General features: G+C 49.9%; 15 protein-coding genes. 4 read left to right on the top strand and 11 right to left on the bottom strand.

The window, feature by feature from the left end:
• Genes VFG09_10985 through VFG09_10965 form a run of 5 tightly spaced genes read right to left on the bottom strand, consistent with a single transcriptional unit; the run spans nucleotide 1 to nucleotide 5,733 of the window.
• Nucleotides 1-354 carry a DUF2304 domain-containing protein gene (locus VFG09_10985; protein HET6515675.1) on the bottom strand — a complete coding sequence of 118 codons (354 nt, stop codon included), beginning with the start codon at nucleotides 352-354 and terminating at the stop codon, nucleotides 1-3.
• A gap of 2 nt (nucleotides 355-356) precedes the next feature.
• Nucleotides 357-1,064, bottom strand: coding sequence for a glycosyltransferase family 2 protein (locus VFG09_10980; protein ID HET6515674.1), 708 nt, complete (start codon nucleotides 1,062-1,064; stop codon nucleotides 357-359).
• Between the two features lies 1 nt (nucleotide 1,065).
• Nucleotides 1,066-2,478, bottom strand: coding sequence for a hypothetical protein (locus VFG09_10975; GenBank protein HET6515673.1), 1,413 nt, complete (start codon nucleotides 2,476-2,478; stop codon nucleotides 1,066-1,068).
• On the bottom strand, nucleotides 2,475-3,575 hold the full coding sequence (locus VFG09_10970) for a hypothetical protein (protein HET6515672.1): 1,101 nt from the start codon (nucleotides 3,573-3,575) through the stop codon (nucleotides 2,475-2,477). Before VFG09_10970 ends, VFG09_10975 begins: the two co-directional genes overlap by 4 nt.
• 10 nt (nucleotides 3,576-3,585) lie before the next feature.
• Nucleotides 3,586-5,733 carry a tetratricopeptide repeat protein gene (locus VFG09_10965; protein ID HET6515671.1) on the bottom strand — a complete coding sequence of 716 codons (2,148 nt, stop codon included), beginning with the start codon at nucleotides 5,731-5,733 and terminating at the stop codon, nucleotides 3,586-3,588.
• Between the two features lie 683 nt (nucleotides 5,734-6,416).
• Here VFG09_10965 and VFG09_10960 point away from each other — a divergent pair.
• Complete coding sequence (locus VFG09_10960) at nucleotides 6,417-8,447, top strand: tetratricopeptide repeat protein (protein ID HET6515670.1); 2,031 nt, start codon at nucleotides 6,417-6,419, stop codon at nucleotides 8,445-8,447.
• Between the two features lie 191 nt (nucleotides 8,448-8,638).
• On the opposite strand, the gene VFG09_10955 is transcribed toward VFG09_10960, so the two are convergent.
• Nucleotides 8,639-9,232, bottom strand: a complete 594-nt coding sequence (locus tag VFG09_10955; GenBank protein ID HET6515669.1) for a hypothetical protein — start codon at nucleotides 9,230-9,232, stop codon at nucleotides 8,639-8,641.
• A gap of 439 nt (nucleotides 9,233-9,671) precedes the next feature.
• On the opposite strand from VFG09_10955, the gene VFG09_10950 reads away from it, so the two are divergent.
• Nucleotides 9,672-10,322, top strand: coding sequence for a DUF2155 domain-containing protein (locus VFG09_10950; GenBank protein HET6515668.1), 651 nt, complete (start codon nucleotides 9,672-9,674; stop codon nucleotides 10,320-10,322).
• A gap of 264 nt (nucleotides 10,323-10,586) precedes the next feature.
• Here the strand turns inward: VFG09_10950 and VFG09_10945 are convergent, their stop codons facing one another.
• A complete protein-coding gene (locus tag VFG09_10945; GenBank protein ID HET6515667.1) occupies nucleotides 10,587-15,050 on the bottom strand; it encodes a hypothetical protein in 4,464 nt (1,487 codons plus the stop codon).
• A gap of 521 nt (nucleotides 15,051-15,571) precedes the next feature.
• Here VFG09_10945 and VFG09_10940 point away from each other — a divergent pair.
• Entirely contained in the window at nucleotides 15,572-16,090 is a 519-nt protein-coding gene (locus tag VFG09_10940; protein ID HET6515666.1) for a tetratricopeptide repeat protein, read from the top strand.
• 148 nt (nucleotides 16,091-16,238) lie between these two features.
• On the opposite strand, the gene VFG09_10935 is transcribed toward VFG09_10940, so the two are convergent.
• From VFG09_10935 to VFG09_10925, 3 genes are all read right to left on the bottom strand, one after another.
• Nucleotides 16,239-16,808 carry a hypothetical protein gene (locus VFG09_10935; GenBank protein ID HET6515665.1) on the bottom strand — a complete coding sequence of 190 codons (570 nt, stop codon included), beginning with the start codon at nucleotides 16,806-16,808 and terminating at the stop codon, nucleotides 16,239-16,241.
• 74 nt (nucleotides 16,809-16,882) lie between these two features.
• Nucleotides 16,883-17,776 (bottom strand): response regulator, encoded by an 894-nt coding sequence (locus VFG09_10930; protein HET6515664.1) that lies wholly within the window; start codon nucleotides 17,774-17,776, stop codon nucleotides 16,883-16,885.
• A complete protein-coding gene (locus tag VFG09_10925) occupies nucleotides 17,769-18,815 on the bottom strand; it encodes a HAMP domain-containing sensor histidine kinase (GenBank protein HET6515663.1) in 1,047 nt (348 codons plus the stop codon). Before VFG09_10925 ends, VFG09_10930 begins: the two co-directional genes overlap by 8 nt.
• A 227-nt stretch (nucleotides 18,816-19,042) precedes the next feature.
• Between VFG09_10925 and VFG09_10920 the strand changes: the two genes are divergently transcribed.
• The gene (locus tag VFG09_10920; GenBank protein HET6515662.1) at nucleotides 19,043-19,255 is read left to right on the top strand and encodes a hypothetical protein; all 213 of its coding nucleotides are present in this window, start codon (nucleotides 19,043-19,045) and stop codon (nucleotides 19,253-19,255) included.
• Between the two features lie 98 nt (nucleotides 19,256-19,353).
• Here VFG09_10920 and VFG09_10915 read toward each other — a convergent pair whose 3' ends face one another.
• Nucleotides 19,354-20,832, bottom strand: coding sequence for a fused MFS/spermidine synthase (locus VFG09_10915; protein HET6515661.1), 1,479 nt, complete (start codon nucleotides 20,830-20,832; stop codon nucleotides 19,354-19,356).
• Nucleotides 20,833-21,123 lie beyond the last annotated feature (291 nt).

Genomic DNA, 21,123 nt, shown 5'->3' with positions numbered 1-21,123 from the left:
TCAGTTGTCTGCTTCCCTCTTCTCCTCAAGTGACTTCCTGAGCAGGGCTACCTCCTGAGTCAGGTCCTTATTCTTTTCAAAGAGTTCGGAAATGACAGTAGAAAAGTGCACGTTGATTACAATGAGGAACAGAAAGGCGAGAATAAAGATAAAAGAAGGTGGATACTGAATGCCTACGAGCAGGGATAGCCATTCCAAAGAGCTTCGTGATATTGAGAAAAAAAGCATGACAAAAGCGGCGACAAGCCACAGAAGCGAATATTTCTCCTTAAGTCTGTTTCTCCTGATGAGTTCGACCACAGACATGAGGATCAGCGCCGTGACGCAGGAAGTCAGAAAAGGTATGATATCCATTCTTACCCCATCGGCACTCTCTTCACCATATCGATCATTATCGCCAAGAGCACCTTTACCATGTAGTAGAAAGCGTTCACAGATGTTATGGACGAACTGCCGGAAAGCCGTTCTCGCATAAGCACCGGGACCTCTATCGTCCTGAAGCCCGCCCGGTGAAGGAGCACAACAGCTTCAGGCTCCGGATAGTCATCGGGGTAATTCCTGGTAAAAAAAGCCATAACCTTCCGATTGGCAGCCCTAAAACCGGAAGTCGGATCAGTAATCCGCCGGCCGACGAGAAGAGAAACCACCCGGGACAGAATCTTTATGCCGAAGAGTCTGGCGAATTGCCCTTGGTACGCCTTTTCACCAAGAAATCTCGACCCTATCGCAAAATCTGCTGCTCCATGTATAATGGGCGTGATAAGCGCCTCGAGTTGATCAGCCCTATGCTGGCCGTCTCCATCGAACTGCACTGCCATCTCATAGCCTTTTCTTTCCGCGTACTTGTAACCCGCCTGCATCGCTCCGCCAATGCCGAGGTTATGAGGCAGGCGAAGAACATCTGTGTTACACTGCGCTGCAACATCCGCTGTAGAGTCTGTCGAGCCGTCATCCACCACAATGACATCGAGATCCGGGGCATGGGTCTTGATATCATTCAGCACCCTCCCGATGTTCAATGCTTCATTAAAGGCAGGTATAATGATGAGACCTTCTACTGACATCTCATAAACCCTCGCGGTTCTGCAATTTTATAGCGATCAGCACTGTTATATAATACACCATTGGAAGGAATGTCAGGATGTTGCGGTCGATCGCAGTCAGCGTAGTTACCCACATATAACTGCTCGTTGCCACATACAGGAAAAGGAACAACGTGAGGCCCGTAATGAGGGGGACGAGAAGATACTTCAGATCGGAACGGAGAATGATTCTTGCCCCAAACAAACAGAGCGCGAACAGAAAAGGAAATATCATGTTGAAATTGGCTGACATCACAAGCTCTTTCAAGATCACTGGCAGGACCTCAACATGGAGCCCCCGCGCGACGGCCGCTCCAACCTCTTTTTCCTCCCCGTAGCTTACGGTGGCGCCCGTGGTGAGTAAAAATACATACCATGGAACCGCAACAAAAAAAACAGGAGTGAGATAACGGAAAAGGTTCGACCAGGACATTTTTTTTATGCGAAGGAGCATCAGTCCCAAAGCCCATGCAGCAGCAAACAACAGTCCCTCCATTTTTGTCCAGAGGCCAAAGGCTGCAAAGATGCCCATCAATACAAGCGGACCGCCGCTGCCATGACCATTACCGTTTGAGGTGCTTTTGATGTATGTCCAAAAACAAATCGCACAGCCAAGCGCATAATAACCTAAAGGCAGATCTGCATAGGCGATAATGGCATGATAGGTGAGCAAGGGAGCACTTGACACGAAAAAGGCTGCCAGAAGGGCAACGAGCTGTGATGCCTCCCGCCTCACGGAGAAGTACGTAAGGCCGATAATCGAAATATAATAATAAAGGCTCCATACCTTCATATATGATTCATGCACCTCGTTCATGCAGAGAGACGCCCAGACCTGGAGCAGCGGAATATGCAGGGGATACCTCTGAATCTTGAGATACCCCGCACCGAAATAATGTTCATTGGACGGATCGAGGGCTAACCCCTTTTCAAAGAAGATGAACTTTGCACCGGAACTCCAGTGCGCCCAGCTGTCAAAGGAATTCACCGGAAGGATATAGCTCTCGTATGAGACAATCAATACTTTTAAGATGATCCAGCAGAACAAAAACACGAGGAAGGCGCTTCTCAGGCGCCCGGCCATGGACCTGTTCCACTGAATAGTAAACGAAGGTAAGGAATTCCTCTGAAATAATGCTCCCGATCTGTAGGCCGGATAGCCGAAGGCGATCACCGTTACGGCCTGAATCAATGAAACAATGAGGGTGCTGAACGGGATGCCGGCCCAGGCGATCAGGAACATCTCGAAGGTCATCAGACCCGTACCTAAGCCAAAGCCAAAGAAGAGTCTTTCAAAAAAACCAATTTCGGGATTAGAGCGGAGGACATATGTCACAAACAGAAACCCTGCCAGAACAGGTAAGAGGATAGCATAGGTAAGCATGAGGAGCATCATTGCGGCATCATCCCATCGAGCCGGTAAAGAAAAAAATCTTTCCTCAGGGATTGCATGAAGAATGCGCGGTCTGCGACGACGGCTTCGCCTCTCTTCAGCACTTTCTCATCGGGATCATAGGTTATACCGCTATCACTGCAGACGATGACATATCTCCCGTGTTCGGACGCTTTCAGCGGCAGGAGGTAATATTTGATTTTTTCGGCAAGGGTCCCGCACTCAATCCTCACTGATGCATCGGGAGGGATCAGTTTCCTGACCATGCCGGCAAACTCGTATGATCCTGTAGCATCCACGAGCGCAACTCTCTCTTCATAGGTCCTCTGGGACAGAGTCGACCTATCTAAACGCCACATCCAGTACCATCCATAGTCCATTCTCAGGGCAAAGAGAATTCCTGCCAGGACGAAGGAGATGATGAGCGCCTTCCTCAGCGCGGCCATGTTCACTGCTCTGAGGGCAGCAATCGCGCAGACTATGGAGCTCAGGATAAATATATAAAGCAATGCAAGCAACGATACCTCGCCGACAAAGGGCATATCGATAAAGTTCACTGTCGCGGCCCTTGCATAGCCTGCGCTCCAGAATTCCATCCAGCGTATGCGTGCTAACTGGAGGAATGAAGGCTCATAACACCTCACATAGTCCAGTTCAACCTTGTCAAGACCAAGACCGCCAAAGGCAAAGGCGAAGGAATCTATGGGAGAATTCCCGACATCTCCCTCCCGCATATTGACGCGGTAGACATTAAACCTATCGGGGAGCCCAAGCTGAAATTCCTCCTGCCATGTCTGGTTATTAACGGTCTTCATGACGAGGTACCCCAAAAGATATGTTGCGGGAGCCTTGAGCCTGAACTCCACGTATGTGACCCTCGGAGGGATATTGAGATTCGGTGGAGATACAAACCAGAAGGTATCATCGCCACGCGTAATAACGACTCCGGAACTCCCTTGCTCCACAGAGGCGTGAATTGCCTTCCAGTGAAGCGAACTCCCGGCCTCATTGAAGTTCCACCTATATTCCTGGGCATGCCCGGTGTCACAGAACAACAACGGCAGGCATAATGCGATGAGGACTCTCACCCATAACGGCATTACATGTTCCTTATTTTCGATGGGCGCTCTCCAGAAGTCTCTTTTGGGTAAGCTCAAGATAATAACGGGCCTCGTGAAGATCAGGAGCGATGTTCAGTGCTATCTGGAACTCTCTGAGGGCTTCCTCAAAATTCCCCGTGTTCATGTAAACCCTGCCGATGTTCGCATGTATCTCAGGGTTGCCGGGCTGAAGCTCTAAGGCCCGTCGGAATTCTCGCAAAGCCCCATCGGGATTGCTCTGCTTCATATACACCATTCCCAGGTTATTGAAGGCCTCAAAACTCCTCGGCTCAAAGCGTATCGCCAACCTGAATTCCTCGGCAGCTTTATCCAGGAAGCCCTGCTTTGCGTACACCAGCCCCAGATTGATATGTGCCGCGGCAAAATCACCCTTGGCTGCAATGGCTGCCCGGTACTCATGCACTGCGTTATCAAGATAACCGCGTTCAGAGTAAACATTACCGAGATTGTTATGGGCTATGGCATAATCAGGCTTGATTTGAATAGCTCTCATCAACACCGAAACGGCCTCTGCAAACCGGCCCTGCTTAGCGTATGCCGCACCGAGGTTTGCGCGCGCAACGACATCTTCATCTTCGGGATAAAGCACAATAGCTTCTTTGTACAACCGGATCGCCTCGTCAATACGTCCCCATTTCTCGTATATGGTCCCCAAATTATTGTATGGGTGGGAGAGATTAGGGTCAAGTCTGATTGCAGTCCGGTAGAGACCAGCCGCTTCTTCGAGAGCCCCCCTGACATCGTAAACCTGACCAAGGTTATAGACGGCTCGAGCCTTTGCAGGGCTTTTTTTCACAGCGTCCATCCAGAGAGTCCGGGCATCATTCCACACCATATTCCTCGAAAATGTTGCCAGTCCAAAAAGGAACACTACGATGGCAAGCAATGGGGTAATCGTCTTGATGATAAATGCACTCCTGCTCTTCAGTCCGTCCCCAAAGGCCACCACCGCTGTAACACAGGCACTTAATAGGCCGACAGAGGGCAGATATACCCTATGTTCAAATATTACGTCAGCAATGGGGATAATACTTGACTCTACAGACAGCGTAATGAAGAACCATATGATCCCAAGCGAGACCAACCGCAATCCGAATCCGCCTTCCGACACATCCCGTGCCGAACGGCGGAAGAAATATACGCCAAGGGCAAATAACGAAAGCAGGAACAAAAAAGAGAGTAGGACGGGAGGGGTGAAAAGGGAACGGTAAATCGGATAGTCGTAATCAAGGTTTTGGTTGACCGGGAAGAAGAGCAGCCTTACATAGGTGACAATGACACGGAATTGGGTCATCAGGTAATCCCATCTCGTCACATCCGTCTGGATTTTTGTGGCCTCACTCACATCGGAGAGGACTTCCCCCAGAGGTTTACCAACGTTTAACATGCTTTGGGGGATGATGAGGAGCGTTGCGACAATCGGCGCAAGAAAAGGCAGCCTCTCGCGCATCGGCAATCTGAAGAAGAAGACTTCATAGAGTACTACCATGACCGGAAGGGTAAAGGCATTCTCTTTTGTCTTCATTGCAAAGACGACTGCAGCCAACGAGAGAAAATACCAAAAGAGGGCCTTCCCACCCGATGGCTTCTCAGAATTCCCCATAAGCCTCCACTTCACGTATAGACAGAGCGACATGAGGTAAAACATCGTCGCGAGGGAAGTGAACCTCTGTACTATGAAGGTTACCGCTTCGGTCTGGACGGGATGGACCGCGAAGAGGGCTGCGGAGAAAAAAGCGATCGGCCGCCATGACTGGGAGAGGGAAGAGTTCCTCATGTATGGGGTTCTAAAGGTCAGTACAATAAGCGCATAGACCAATAGGGCATTGGCGATGTGGACCGCGAGGTTGAAGACATGATAGCCTGTTACGTCGAGACCCCCAAACGCATAATTCATGGCTATTGTCAGGTAGCCGATAAATCTCCTTGGGTTATACTCGTATCCGGTCGTGTTGAGAAAAAAATTGTTCATGTCTTTTATGACAGGGTTCTCTAGTATGCTTGGTTCGTCGTCAAAGACGAAGGGCGAATGCAGGCTGTTTGAATATGCAATGAAGCCAAGGATGACGATAAGAAAAAGATGAGCAGTCTTCCATCCAAGAAAGCGGGCCCCAGCTCCATTCGATTCGAAATGCACTTTCACGCTCCCGGCCCCGTGTTGATCACAGGATTCCCTCTTCTGCGGGCGCCTCTATCGCCGAGAACCTCCCTGCAGCCCCTTGTACCTTACCGTTTAGAAGGGCTAAGGCTTCATTCTTAAGAGAAGCTGGATTGATCGACTCCGGAGTCATTAATATATGCCTCAAGGACCTTTCGGCGGCAACCCATGCATAGTCCCGATCAGACTGTTTCATCAATTCTTTCGAACATCAATGCTGCAGCGCCTGAAAAAAAATGGGATCAATCAGGACAAGGAATGCACGCCGCACACCTTGTAACGCATTGGACGTATCTCCACCGCATTGTCTATGCTTTTCGTCTATTATGCCACTGGTACCTGCTCAATGACAAGCTCAGCGAAGATGGATCTCGGCAAGTTAAAGGGCATTCTCATGCGCAGGAAGCAGATTTCCGGCACTCCTATTTTGGTTGCTTGTGTCACAAAGTTCCCTGCCATGATAAAATGACTGGGTGCACGGATTTGGTTTTTTTATCTTGTGATTGATGAAGACGGATATTGTATCCGAAAAAAAGAGGACATTGTTGGCCTTTAGTTCCGGCTTCGGTTCGAGTCTTGGCTTGCGCTGAGCTGCCTGAGCCTGTTGAAGGTAAGGGCATTTCAAGTGTTAAGGGTTCTTATTCATTCCATGTGAACCATGAATGAGTTTCAGATTTTTTATGAGAAAACCACATACCTCTGAATACTGCCTCGCTGGTTTGGCTGCCCTTATCACGTTTGGAGCCTATCTCGCTTCCCTTCAGAATAGTTTCATAGCAGAATGGGACGACGGTGAATATGTCCTGAATAATTTTCATATTCATTCATTCACTATGGCTTTTCTCAAGTGGGCATCCCTTGATTTCTATGCAAGCAACTGGTTTCCCCTTACATGGATATCCTATGCCCTTGATTATTCCCTTTGGGGATTGAATCCTTTGGGCTATCATCTCACGAACAATATTCTTCATGCTGCCAACACCTTTATCGTGGTGTGTCTCGTAGTGAGGCTTCAACGCATCCTGAAGGAGACAGACCAAGGGAGTCGAGTAACATCACTGCTAAGTGGCCGTGCGATTCTCGTAACGGGGGGAGTTACGGGTTTGTTGTTCGGTCTTCATCCCGCGCATGTGGAATCGGTGGCATGGATCGCGGAGAGAAAAGACCTTCTGTGTGCGCTGTTCTTCCTCCTCAGCATCACAATGTATACACGATATGTAAACCGTGTCGGCGAAGACATAGCTCAAAAAAAGTGGATGCGGTTCTTCTTCAAGGAATATCAGCTTACTCTTGGTTTTTTTGTCCTCTCGTTATTAAGTAAACCGATGGCGGTCAGCCTTCCTGTTGTTCTGTTAATCCTGGACTGGTATCCTTTAAGAAGAATCCTGTCACTTAAAGCACTCTACGCAGCGCTTGTAGAAAAACTTCCCTTTATTGCGTTAAGCCTCATCTCATCGGTACTGACTATTCTTGCACAAAAAAGCGGAGGTGCTATAGTTTCGGTGGAGTACGTACCCTTATCAGAAAGGTTGCTTGTAGTCGCACGATCTCTCATCACTTATCTGTGGAAGATGGTGGCGCCTCGGAATTTTATTCCCTATTATCCCTATCCGAAAAACATATCACTTGCATCTCCGGAATTTGTTCTTGCTGTGGCTCTCGTGATCGGAATAACAGTATGTTGTGTTTTAGTTGCGGGGAGAAACAGGTTGTGGTTGACGGCCTGGGGCTATTATGTTGCTACCTTGCTCCCCGTGATCGGCATTGTGCAGGTGGGAAGTCAATCAATGGCAGACAGATATACCTACTTACCCGGTCTTGCGCCCTTTCTTATCATCGCCTTGGGAACATCATGGCTCTGGGAGAAAATCATAAGCCAAAAACGGTGGAGGTTCATCGCTTCGGCTCTCTTTCTCGCTGGGGCGATGGCGACATGCGTAGGCTTGTCGTACACAACGATTAGCCAAATAAAGATCTGGAAAAACGGCCTTTCCCTGTGGAGCTATGTTATCGAGAAGGAACCCGGGCAGGTTTCCATCGCTTACACGAACCTTGGCTCGGTTTATCAGAAAATGGGTCAGTACGACAAGGCAATGGAGAACTTCGACAAGGCGCTTTCCTTAGATCAGGGCGATTATTTGGCATACCTAAACCGTGGCTCGATATTTGACAAATTGGGCCGATTAGATAGTGCAATTGAAAGCTATAACAAAGCGATCATGTTGCATCCAAACGCTTATGAGGCTTATTTTAACCGCGGTCTGACATACAGCAAAATTGGCAACCTTCCTAGGGCAATCGAAGATTTTCAGAAAGCGATAGCATTAAATCCGAATGAATACAGGGCCTATAATAATATAGGCGTCCTTTACAGCGATGGAGGAATGTATGATAAGGCGATAGAGTCCTTCAGTCGCTGCGTTGAAATAAACCCGGATTACGCAATAGCTTACAATAACCGAGGGTTAAACTATTCCTTCATTGACCGGTACGACAGGGCTATTGAAGATTTTACTGCAGCAATCCGCCTGGATCCTAATAATGATAGCGCATATTTTAACCGTGCCAATATGTACCTCAGAACCGGCAGGAGGGTGCAGGCTGAAGCGGATTACCGGAGGGCGTGCGAACTGGGAAACAGTGATAGTTGTAATACATTGCCAATGGTGTTATCGACCTCTCCTCTTCGATAGAAGTGCCCTCAACAGCACTACGAACTTACTTCCTCAAAATTTTATCTCATTAGACAAAAATGCCGAAGGCAATCACCGGCAGGTCGAGACGTCAGTCATTGCATGGATTGTCCTGATAAGAGTGGAATTGACGGGTAATGAATTCGATCCATAAGAAAGCTGCAGGAGGCAGTCACGATTATCTTTCTCGGTTATTGCGGGTGCAACCGGTAATATTCCTCCATATAATCTCTAAACACCCTTTTGTCTCCTACCCAGCTCTTACTTTCCCAAGACCACTGAACTTTTAAATAAATTCTCTCGACGTAATCTCGATATGCCTTTTCCTCTTTATCCCATCGCTCGGTCAACCACTTAGGGACCTTTCCCTCATAAAAGGAAAGCACATCCGCTCTCAGGTCGGCTTTCTCCTTGTTCAACCCATTTATCGCAGCCTCTAACCTTACTTTTTCGTCTTCGAGATCCTGAAGGCTCTTGATCATCGCGCTGGACAGCTCTCCATACCCCCACTCCAAATCAGAGTTCATCCTTTCCCGATTCGCTCTCGTAAGGCGGTAGTTCTTTCCAAATGCAGAATGTTTATTCCGCAGGACCGCATTAATCTTCTTTAATCGGGAAAGATATTCTTCTTGAGTTTTATCGGGTCCATCTGTTTTCTGTACGTCTCCTATTTGCTGTTCACCTACGCGTGGAGTCTCCGCCGCGTCCTGATCCGCAGCATGAGCGTTCCCAATCACCATGAGCCCCATGCTAGAAATGATTATAGACAAGAAGAACTCTCTCATTACATCCACTTTAGTTCTTGAGTTCATATCAGGTGGTTTATATTCTAGATAGTTGACGATGAAATTTCAACCTGTTGATTCCTATAGTGACGTCCTCCTACCCGCATTCACTTCAATCTCAGCGGACTCACATCAAACACAACAAGTCTCAAGTCATGGCAATCCCTCACTACCCCTGTTGATCAGATGGGCAAAACGCTTTCTTGCCAAAAATTTTCAAATATGGTACTGTAGTTTGCAATTATAATTTTTGGATTTCATGGATTTATAGCGTGAAAAGAGCATTGTCAGACATTGCAGAAATACAGAGGGTCCTATGGCTGGGGGCCGCAGCAAGAGGGCGAATTGTCCTAAGGCAAGACTCGTAGTAAACCATTTTTGGACTGGTTGCGAGTTGTTTCGGAATCGAGCGATAATAACATATTTAGGAGGTTTCACGATGAGAAGGTTTTTAATCATAAGCATCGGAATTGTTCTGGCTGTCAGTTTCGGCCTTGGAGCCTGCAAAAAGAAGGAGGAGCAACCACTTCCTCAAGCCCCACAGACAATGGAGCCCGGCATGCAGATGCCACCGGCAGGTCAGATGCCACCAGCAGGTCAGATGCCGCCGGCAGGTCAGATGCCGCCGGCAGGTCAGATGCCACCAGCAGGTCAGATGCCGCCAGCAGGTCAGATGCCACCAGCAGGTCAGATGCCGCCAGGGCATGGGGCTCCGAAGGGTGAAATGAAGGTTGTTGTCCCCGATGCAGTGAAAGGGAAATGGTCTTCGGTGAAGATAGTCTTTGAGGATAAGGCCGCCAAAACGTTAAAGGAATATACAGTGAAGCTCAACAGCGATTTCCAGATCCCCAATTCAGACCTGAAGATATCCGTTGGAGAATTCCTTCCTGACTTCAGGATGCAACCCGGGAAACCAGGGACGGCAACTTCTGCCACGAACGACCCCAACAATCCCGCAGTCGGCGTAAAAGTTTTTGAGGGTGGCAAAGAGATATTCAAGGGATGGCTCTATGCAAAGTTTCCGAATATTCATCCCTTTGAACACCCGAAATATGGTATTTTCCTGAAGGAGGGGGTGAGGAAGGGATAGGGAATCAGCGCCCTTACCCTTAGCTCAGTTGGAAAGAGCGTCGGACGACTCCTTTTTTAGTCCGGCCTGTGATCTCTTTCTCATCACGCTCTTTGGCTACCCGCTGTTTTTTATCTTCACTGACAGACGTCTGTCCAATCCAAGGCTCTGCTTTTGTGGCCTTCCCTGAGGCTTGCTAAGCTGCCTGTTTCTTCATGAGATTGATGGAAAAATAAGGCCAGACAGAAATGTCTGGCCTACTGAGATTCCAAGCCAAGCAGGACGTCATTTGAAATACGCGTTGATGGTGTGATTCGCCGTTACGTTCGAAAAGGTAAAGCTGGTTTTTGAACCCCAATTTGCCCCATCGACGATCACGCTCCGTACCGTATGGCCTGCATCCGGCGTGATCGTGAAGGTCTGGCTGCCGCCTTTGTTCACCGTTATCGTGCCCGCGGGCGTGATGCTTCCGTTGACGTCGGCCACAGCCGTTATGGTATAGACGTTCAGCGTGAAGGAGGCGCTGATCGTGTGGTTCCCCTGAACATTAGAGAAGGTGTACGAGGTCAGCGCCCCCACGGACGACCCGTCTACCTGAAGGTCGGCTACACGATACCCGGTGGCCGCGGTGATCGTGAACTTCTGGCTCGCGCCGCCCAGCACTGACACGGTGCCCGGGGATATGGCGCCGTTGGCTCCGGCACTGGCTGTGATCGTGTATGAGGGGTTCGCTGCAAAGGTCGCCGCAATCGTGTGGTTGGCCGTGATGTTAGCGAAGGTATATATGGTCACTGCGCCCACTGACCCCCCGTCAACCTGGACATCCGTGATGCTGTATCCTGCTGTAGGCGTGATGGTGTAAGTCTGGCTGGCGCCAATGTTCAAAGTGGCAGTGCCCAACGGCGATATGCTCCCCCCCGTTCCCGCGCTGGCCGTGATCGTATAGGTAGTCATCTTGAAGTAGGCATTAATCGTGTGGTTGGTTGTGACATTTGTAAAAGTATACGTGTTTATTGCACCTATGTTTACGCCGTCAACGATCACGTTCAGCACCTGATATCCCTGATTCGGTGCGATCGTATAGGTCTGGCTGGCGCCTTTGTTCACCGTTATCGTACCCGTTGGCGTGATGCTGCCGTTCACGTCGGCAGAAGCCGTGATAGTATAGACATCCAGGGTAAAGGTTACGCTGATTGTGTGGGTTGTCTGGACATTGGTGAACGTGAACGAGGTTGGCGCACCCACTGATGCCCCATCAACCTGCACGTCGGCTACCCGGTACCCCGCATTCGGCGTCATCGTAAATTTCTGGTTGGTGAACTGTTGCACGGACATCGTGCCTGTCGGTGAAATGTTGCCATTCGGTCCCGCACTGGCAGTAATGCCGTAGTATAGTATCAGGGTAAAGGTTGCCGAAATGGAGTGGTTCCCAGCTATATTAGCAAATGTATATGTCGTTACCGGACCAACAGACGCACCATCAACTTGAACATCGACTATGCGGCACCCCCCATTCGGCGTGATGGTGAACGTCTGGTTGGTGCCGCCCAGCACTGACACCGTCCCAGGGGATATGGCGCCGTTCGCTCCCGCGCTTGCCGTTATGATGTATGACGGGTTTGGTCCAAAGATCGCAGAAATCGTGTGGTTGGCCGTGATGTTCGTGAAGGCATATGTGGTCACCGCACCGACTGATGTCCCATCAACCTGGACATCCACGATATGGTACCCTGCCGTGGGCGTGATGGTGTAGGTCTGGCTCGAACCAATGTTGAAAGTTGTAGTGCCAGCAGGCCATGTTATGCTCCCACCCGCTCCCGCGCTGACCGTGATGGTAAAAGTCTGCACCGTGAAGTACGCGTTGATGGTGTGGTTGGCCGTGATGTTCGCAAAGGTGTAGCTGGTTATCGCACCCTTGCCTGTCCCGTCAACAACCACGTTCTGCACCTGATATCCCTGATTCGGCGCGATCGTATAGGTCTGGCTGGCTCCCTTGTTCACCGTTGTCGTGCCCGACGGCGTAATGCTTCCGTTGACGTCGGCCGTAGCCGTGATGGTATAGACATCCAGGGTAAAGGTCGCGTTGATCGTGTGGTCCGCCTGGACGTTGGAGAACGTGTACGCGGTCAGTGCACCCACTGATGTCCCGTCAACCTGCACGTCGGCCACGCGGTACCCCCCCTTCGGCGTGATCGTGAAGGTCTGGTTGGTGCCGCCCAGGACTGACACCGTCCCGGGGGATATGGCGCCGTTCGCTCCCGCGCTTGCCGTTATGGTGTATGATGGATTCGGTCCAAAGGTCGCCGAAATCGTATGATTGGCCGTGATGTTCGTGAAGGCATATGTGGTCACCGCACCGACTGATGTCCCATCAACCTGGACATCCACGATATGGTACCCCGCCGTGGGCGTGACGGTGTAGGTCTGGCTCGAACCAATGTTGAAAGTTGTAGTGCCCGCAGGCCATGTTATGCTCCCACCCGCTCCTGCGCCGACCGTGATGGTAAAAGTCTGCACCGTGAAGTACGCGTTGATGGTGTGGTTGGAAGTAACGTTCGCAAAGGTGTAGCTGGTTATCGCGCCCTTGCTTATGCCGTCGACAATCACGCTCTTGACCTGATATCCCTGATTTGGCGCGATCGTATAGGTCTGGCTGGCGCCGTCGTTCACCGTGGTCGTGCCCGCTGGCGTGATGCTTCCGTTGACATCGGCCGTAGCCGTGATGGTATAGACATCCAGGGTAAAGGTCGCATTGATCGTGTGGTCCGCCTGGACGTTGGTGAACGTGTACGAGGTAACCGCGCCTACTGATGCCCCGTCTACCTGAACGTCGGCCACGCGGTACCCCCCATTCGGCGTGGTGGTGAATTTTCCAGTCCACCCAGGGGGAACGGTCATGGTGCCCGACGGCGCAATGTTGCCGTTTGGTCCAGCTGTGGCCGTCAGCTTGGGATCGACCAAGGTGATAGTGAATGTAAGAGTTCTTATGGTTTCGGTGTTCCCGGCATTGTCTATCGAGAAGAACCTCAGATCAGTTGAGTTTCGTATAATGAAAGGGCTACGGTATAAAGTTGCAGGGGTACAACCGGTGCCCAGGCAATAGTAGGCAGCGTTACAGCCGCTTCCACCGCCGTCACCGCAGGTCAAAGTAATAGTCTGGGCAATGCTATATGCTCCTCCTGCGGGCGATGCTGTTGTTATCGGCGGAGTGGTGTCTGATACCGTATCGGCTCCGAAAGTTGCTGCTATGGACATGTCAGCAGTGATATTGGCTATCGTGTATGAGGTGCACGAGCCCACCGAGCTCATGAGCCCTGCTGTCGGTCCAACTTGCACGTCCAAAACCTGATATCCTATACCCGGCGTTATGGTGCATATTGAGCTCGAGTTGTAACCCACAGATGTCGGGATGCATGAGACGCGACCTTGGCCAAGGTTAAGACCCATGGGTACTGTGGTCTGACCTTGATCATTGTTGCCCCAGGCCACCACGGTCCCGTCGCTCATCAGGGCTATAGTATGATATGCTCCTGTCGCTACTGCCATAACATCGCTTAGGCCTACCGGCACGGCGCTCTCACCGTACGTGTTATCACCCCAGGCCACCACCGTCTCATCGCTCTTTAGGGCCACGGCATAAGACCCTCCTGCGGATATGGCAATGACACCCGAGAGGCCAGCAGGTACCGTACTCTCACCGTACGTGTTATCACCCCAGGCCACCACCGTCCCATCGCTCTTCAGGGCCACGGTATGATACGCTCCTGCTGCCAAGGCCGGTGAGTTTGTTGTTACGCGGTACCTGGTTATAAGGTTAAGGCCGGCAGGCGTAGTGCCCTCACCGTAAGAGTTTCTTCCCCAGACCTCCACGGTCCCGTCGCTCTTCAGAGCCACCGAATGTTCTTTTCCCGCCGAAATAGCGATCACATTGTTAAGATCAACAGGCACTATGGTCTCACCGTAAGTATTGTCACCCCATACCACGACGGTACCGTCGCTTTTCAGAGCTAACGTGTGATTCGTTCCCGCCGCTATAGCTACAACACCTGTAAGATTTGCCGGCACGTTGCACTGACCCTCCACGTTCCTGCCCCAGGCTACAATAGTTCCATCCGTCTTCAGGGCAACAGAATGATATCCCCCCGCGGCGATAGCCACAACACCGGTGAGACCTGCAGGAACGGTGCTCTGCCCGTGGTCATTATGGCCCCAGGCCACGACGGTCCCGTCATTCTTCAGGGCCAATGTATGATACCCGGCTGCTGATATTGCGACGACGCCGGACAGACCGTCGGGCACCGTGCTCTGACCTTCGTCATCATAACCCCAGGCAAGCACTGTCCCGTCGTTCTGTAGGGCAACGGTATGATATGCGCCCGCTGCTATTGCGACGACGCCGGAAAGGAACGCAGGAACTGTAGTCTGACCGTAATTGTTCCAGCCCCAGGCCACGACCGTTCCATCGCTCTGCAGGGCAACGGTATGATACCCCCCTGCAGCTACCGCGGTGAAATCGGTTAGACTATTTGGAACATCGATCTGACCATAATAATCATAACCCCAAGCCGCAACTGTCCCGTCGCTCTTCAAGGCCACGGTATGATAAAAACCTATTGCTATTGCGGGCTGTGTGAACGACATCGTAATGTCAGCCCATACTGGTTTGCCAATTAGCAAAAACAATACGACCAGCGTTGTGACCAGAAGCCATGATCTTCTGCTCAGCTGTTTCTTGAACCGGCTTATCATCTTATTTCCCCTCTATCTTCGTGCACCAGGCTGCCTTGAGTGCTCCCCCCTTAACTATCTGCGTCAATATAAGAAGTAAGAAATTTCCAGCAATTATTATGCTCACTGAGGATAACGACGCTTGCAATTATAAATGCTTCACTATCTAAATTGCTTGCATCAACAATTCATCGAGAAAAAGAAGTGTTGACTCTAAAACTTCTCTTATCAGACTATTTATAATTCCACATTTGCTATATGGTTAAATACCGGGACTTCTGTGTTTTTTTACCACTTAGGGACAAGTTAGTCCTTCGACGACTGGTGTCAATGGTCATGTAAAAAAGTACCGATTCTGGGCCAGGATCGATTATCTCGGGGCGCCATATCCAAGCATGCGCTACTACAAAAGAAAAAGGCCTTAAGAACATAAGCCCCTACCCTGCTCATCGCTGAGTGAATACGTCTTGTTGTCATTTTGTTTGAGTTTAAGCCCCGTTTCCTGTTAAAATTTATTTTAAAAAATGGATATGGAGGAGGAGATGAAGAAGACCATTCTGCTCTTTGTATTTTTTGTGCTTATAACTGTAGGGTGCCGAAAAGAAGAGCCGAAGCCCCAGAATCAACCTCCTGTCGGCCAGATGCGCACACTGGATGAAGTGAGGCTTCTTGAGGCTCAGGTAAAGAAAGATCCGGCAAACTACCGGGCGTGGGTGGACCTAGGCAATGCCAACATGGACGCCTCTCGCTTCAACGAGGCTATCGAGGCGTATCAAAAGGCGCTCAGCCTTGGTCCTAAGAATGTCGATGTGATAGTTGACCTGGGTACATGCTATAGAGGGATAGGCAGGCCTGATCTCGCCGTCGCAGAATATAAGAAGGCCATCAATATAAACCCCAATCATCCAAATGCACACAGGAACATGGCCGTTGTGCTGGCGTACGACCTTAAGGACCATAAACAGGCTCTCAAGGAATTTGAGATTTATCTCCGGCTGGCCCCGAATGCACCTGACGTCGAAAATATAAAGCAGGAGATGAAGAAAATAAAGACGGGATAGAGTAGCTCATGAATGGGTGGATCGCATTCTTATAATCGCAGGGGAAGGGTGTTCAAGAGGGACGTGAAGGCAATCGGCCAGCCAATGAGAGGGTGTCGCTGCGTCTCTTGTCCGATCTGAATCTGACGGGTGACGTGCAATGCACCGCTTAATAAGCGTATTTTTCCAAGCTCTCCAGTATCTCGATATGGAGCCGCTCGGCGGGCACAAGGCGGAATTCCAGCACGGAAGGCTCCTTCTGAGCTCTGTCTACCGGCAAGGCGGTCGCCAAAAAGTAAAGCACGTAATCCCTTTCAAGCTCCGGCTCCGAGGCGAATAGGGAGTTCAGTATGACCGCGGCCCTCTCCTGGACATGGAAGCGCAATTCCTTTTCTAAGGCGGCATCCAGACCTACGGGATATCTCACACATACCAGGATGAGGCTGATATTGCGTCTGATTTCAGGATCTTTAAGGGCAGATAGGAAAACGTGGCCCAGCCTCCTCAGGACCAGTGGTTCCTTCCCTCTTGCGGGATGGCTGGCATCAAAGAGCAGAGATTGATCTACAAGTATCGATCCTGCCTTGAATCTGATGCCCTTAATATCTGCTGCTCCGAACTCGTCGGAGAGAATCTTCTTGATGTTTTGACTGAACTTGAGACGGGGTTTCGAAATGGCCAGGGCCGGCTCAAGAAACCTCTGGACATTCGTGGCCCGGTAATAAATTATAGCGCTCAACAGAAGTATCGCAATAAGTGTCAGAGCGAATAAGGGACCTGTCTGTAAGACGACTCTTATGGAAGGGGAAAGCTTCACGACAGTAAGGTCTCCTCTAATAATTTCAGGCTCTTTTGAGCAAGCGAGAAGTCATTCTCTTCGATTTCTGCAGGCTGATGGATCGCCTTGTTTCTCAGCCGCAATAAGCTCTGGAAGAGTCCCTTCTTGTAATGAGTGAAGGGACGGGTCCGATCAAGTGCCTTGAAGCAATCGGACAGTGCGGGGAAGGACGCCCCCAACACCGCGGCGGTGTAAGCCTTGAGCTGGTTTTCGATGTGATGCCCCAACAGGAGGGATGCGATGACCTTTTCCCCCTTCTGATAATACTCATGTGCGAGGTCAGCTGACAGGCCGTGCTGGAAGAGAGTAATATTTTCCCTGGACTCGGGCTCGTTGGGTACCAAACTCTGAATCTTTTGATAGACCTCAAGGCATTTATCGATCATGCCCTTCTCGATGTAAGATTCTGCAAGAAGGAAGAGATCACGCAACTTCTCGATGCCTCCTCGCTGCCTGGAACTGAAGGAATAGGCCCGCCTCAGCGCCTCAGTCTTGGTGTCCTTCTTATCAAGGACATCGAAGTGTCTTGCCCATCGCTTTCCTTTTAAGACATTATCTTTCGTAAAACGGAATAACTGCCCTGAAACCTCTGCTTTGCTCAGCTTCCCGCTGATGATGATGATATTCAGTGAGGGATGGCTCTCGAATATTTCAGGAAGGGCGTTTATGCCCTCTGTCAGGCCGTCGAACTCAATGTCGAGCGTCATAAGGTCGAAGTACTGGGTAGCGAGACGCTGCAAAGCCTGCTTAACGCTGGCCGCCTCCTGAAATCTGATGTCCGGTTCCTCATCTTTGAGGGCCCGTTTGATCTCGAGTTTGAGAAGTTCCCGGTCCTCGTAGTCGTCGTCGGCGATGAGGACCCTAAACATGGAGCGCCTCTTCCATGAAGGGAAGCTTGATGATTATCTCTGTTCCGACCCCGGGCGCAGTGTATTCCTTGCCTACCCTGATTTTCCCCGCATGGAGCCCGATTACATATTTTACGAAATAAAGCCCCTGACCCCAACCTTCTCGACTGGCATGGCCCTTGTAAAAGCATTGGTCCGCTTCCTGTTCATGCATGCCTATTCCCTCATCCCTGAAGGAAAGAGACAGATATTTCCTCTTCTGGTCGACATCGAAGGCGTATGACAGCGAGATTTGCGCACGCTTCTGGTTCGGCTTCTTATATTTTATTGCATTGTCCGTGAGATTTTCGAATACCGTCTTCAGGAGGGTAGGCGAAGCCACAATCGGAGAAGGCCGCATCGCACCTTCAAAGGTGAACTCCGCCAGGTCGCTATACTGGTCAGCCAGATGGGTGATCAGCGCGTGAAGGTCAACCCGCTCAAATTTCGTCAGTGCGGTTTCGCGGGCATCGGAGATTTTCTTGAAAATTTCGATATCCGCAAAGAGCTTATCCATGTTGTCGTCAATACGCTTTTTCGCATCTTCGGGGAGGTCGTGAAGCAGAGCGATGCGGCGCTTAATCCTGCCGAGATTGTTTTTGAATTCATGCCCAATGGTTGCTGATATGTAACGGATGAATTCATTCCGTCGTTCGATCTCTCGGTTCTTCAGTAAGAGCAGTTCGCTTTCACGGGCCTTTCTCTGTTTTTGCTGATACACGAGCGTAAAATATATGCAGAGTATGGTGAACGAGCCTGCCATTGTGGCGAAGGAGTAGAGCGCGGTCCTATTGGATGTCTTAAGCTCTCCTTCCAGCAATGCAAGGCGCATCTCCGCGGTGGCCTCCTCCGGGATCATTTCGTACCCTTTCCAGGGCATGAGAAGGGGCACGAGGCGGTCAAAGGGTCTCACGAAATGGTTGAAGTACATCATGCCCACTATTATCCAAATTACGATTGTAATCAGAAGCATGACAATGCGTTTAAGAGTATTGAGGGAACGTTTTAAATCAAAATTCATTTGTGATTGTAACTCATTTCCTAAGTTATTTTCCTATGTGTTTGACCTGATGCCCGATTCAGGCAGCATCTTAATGCACAAAGTGCTTCGGTCTATTCTATTCATTCTACACCGGCTGCATTGCTCCATAATGCCTTTTCTGTAATGGCCTCCTGAGCGGGCATGCGCCCCCGCCCGTTGCAAACAAGCGGCCTTGATAGTAGAATATTAAACGAGACACTTATCACGTGAGAAAAAGCGAAAAGGAACCCATCAGCCCAGAAGCACAGCGGCGTAACGTTATCGAGGGAAAGAGCTTCTTTGACAAGTACGGCGCTTATATGATCATAATTGGCCTTGTCGCATACGTCCTTCTCCTCGCAATCGGTACCTTAGCTGAAATATTCAACATACAGTCCATCCTTGATTGGTGGATATGGAGGCCTCCTGGAAAGAATTGAAGATAAAGGGCTTGTCTAAGGTCGGGAACAGTAACGGACAGGAGGGGTTCTTCCTAAATTCGTTCTTGAACTAGAGAAGCACCCCTTTCCCTTAATCGTTACAACAGCTCCCAGTCCACCATATGCTCTATAGGAGCTCTGTCGTCTGTAAGAACAGCGACGCCTGGGTCGAACTCGACCTTTTGAAATGACCTCATGCTGTACAAGGCTATCGCGTCGAGTTCGGTGCCTGAGGCGGAGGAAAGCTTCCCGAAGTCTATCTCACCATCCGAGGCGAGAATGAGGCTGTTGTTCGTGGCAGGGATCTTTACCCTGTAAACATTCCTAAAACTTGCGAGGAGAGTATTGGTGACACTTTTGAGGAGTGGCGAAGTGTCTCTAAAGCATGCCAGGTTGATAGCGAGGATACCATGAGCATTCATCTTTTGCTTGGCCTCGCGGAAAAAATTCTCGGTCGTGAGATGAAAAGGGATATAGATCTGCTGGGTGAACGCGTCAACTATTATGATGTCATACTTCTTGCTTATGAGGTTGAGGAAGATGCGTCCGTCCTGGTTATAAACTCGTGTCCTGTCGGTGAGGGCAAAGTATTCCCTTGCTATGGTAATGACCTTCGGATCGATTTCAATCCCGTCAACATTCACTCCTTTATGGAAATACTGGATCTGGTTTGCAATGATCCCCCCGCCGAGACCGATAAGGCAGACGGTCTCAGCTTTCTTCCCGGTAAGGTAAGGGAGAAGTGAATAATAATCAAAATAGTACCCCGTAACCGGCGAGTCCTTCCTCGCGATGGTCTGGAACCCGGCGATATTGTTATAAGCCAAAAAGCGATACCGTCCATTGTCCAGCACCTCAATATACTCGTACGCAGACTCAGTCGCGTAAATGAGCCCAGATTTCTTCCGTGCTGCCGGAAGCGGGACTAACAAAAACACTATGCACAAAAGAGGGAGGATTACATAACGCTTCCTCGCAAAACCGGCCGCGGTAACACCAAGAAGCAGCACGGCAAAAAAAAGAATAGTTCTTCCGGTGCCGAAAGTTGGAATGAACACCAGTATTGGAAGAAAAGTGCCGACGATGCTTCCAATCGTTGAGATGCCGAAAATATGTCCTGCAGAGTTACCCACATCTTCGCGGCTGGCGACGATTCTTATGAGGAACGGACTGGTCATGCCCATAAGGAGGATCGGCAAGGAAAAAAGTAGGGTTATTGAGGCAAGCGATCCGAAAAATATGAACGTAAAGGAGGATTTGGAATGCCTCAATACCGACATGATACCCCCGACCACAGATGGAGCAGCAAAAGGTATCGTAATGAGGAACGCACAGGCGGCGAGGAGTATTTTGAGGAGAATTTCAAGATTCGGCCTTCTGTCAGCCAGTTTCCCGCCAACCAGGTACCCTATCGAGAGTGCCACCATAATGATCCCTATGACATTGGTCCAGACAAAGGTGGAGGTACCGAAAAAAGGCGCCATGAGCCTGGAAGCCGACAACTCGATGGCCATAATGCACATGCCAGAGAAGAATGCGAGGATATAAATGTAGAGAAAATTTTTACGCGCCGCCATATTTCCTGGGAAACCTCTTGGGTGCTTAACGCCTCAGGGGCTCAAAGTCTTATTTCTTAGGCAATAGCTCCAGGATCGCCTATGAGTGTCCCGCAGTTCAAACTCTCTTTAAATTATAGAATATTTCGTCAACTCTTTGTCAACAACAGTGCGCATTATCTCGCGTACGGTCTGCTCAGAGTGAAACAATTATCAGCGACAAAAAAACCTCATCAGATTGCTTCAGCCCATTACAGCAATACATACTATTTTGAGTGTAGTGAGTCAGAAATCCCTTTACATGAGAAAGGT

The organism is Thermodesulfovibrionales bacterium, from assembly GCA_035686305.1.
Lineage (GTDB): Bacteria > Nitrospirota > Thermodesulfovibrionia > Thermodesulfovibrionales > UBA9159 > DASRZP01.
The sequence above is the reverse complement of the archived record's forward strand: the minus strand, read 5'-3'. Positions and strand labels throughout refer to the sequence as shown.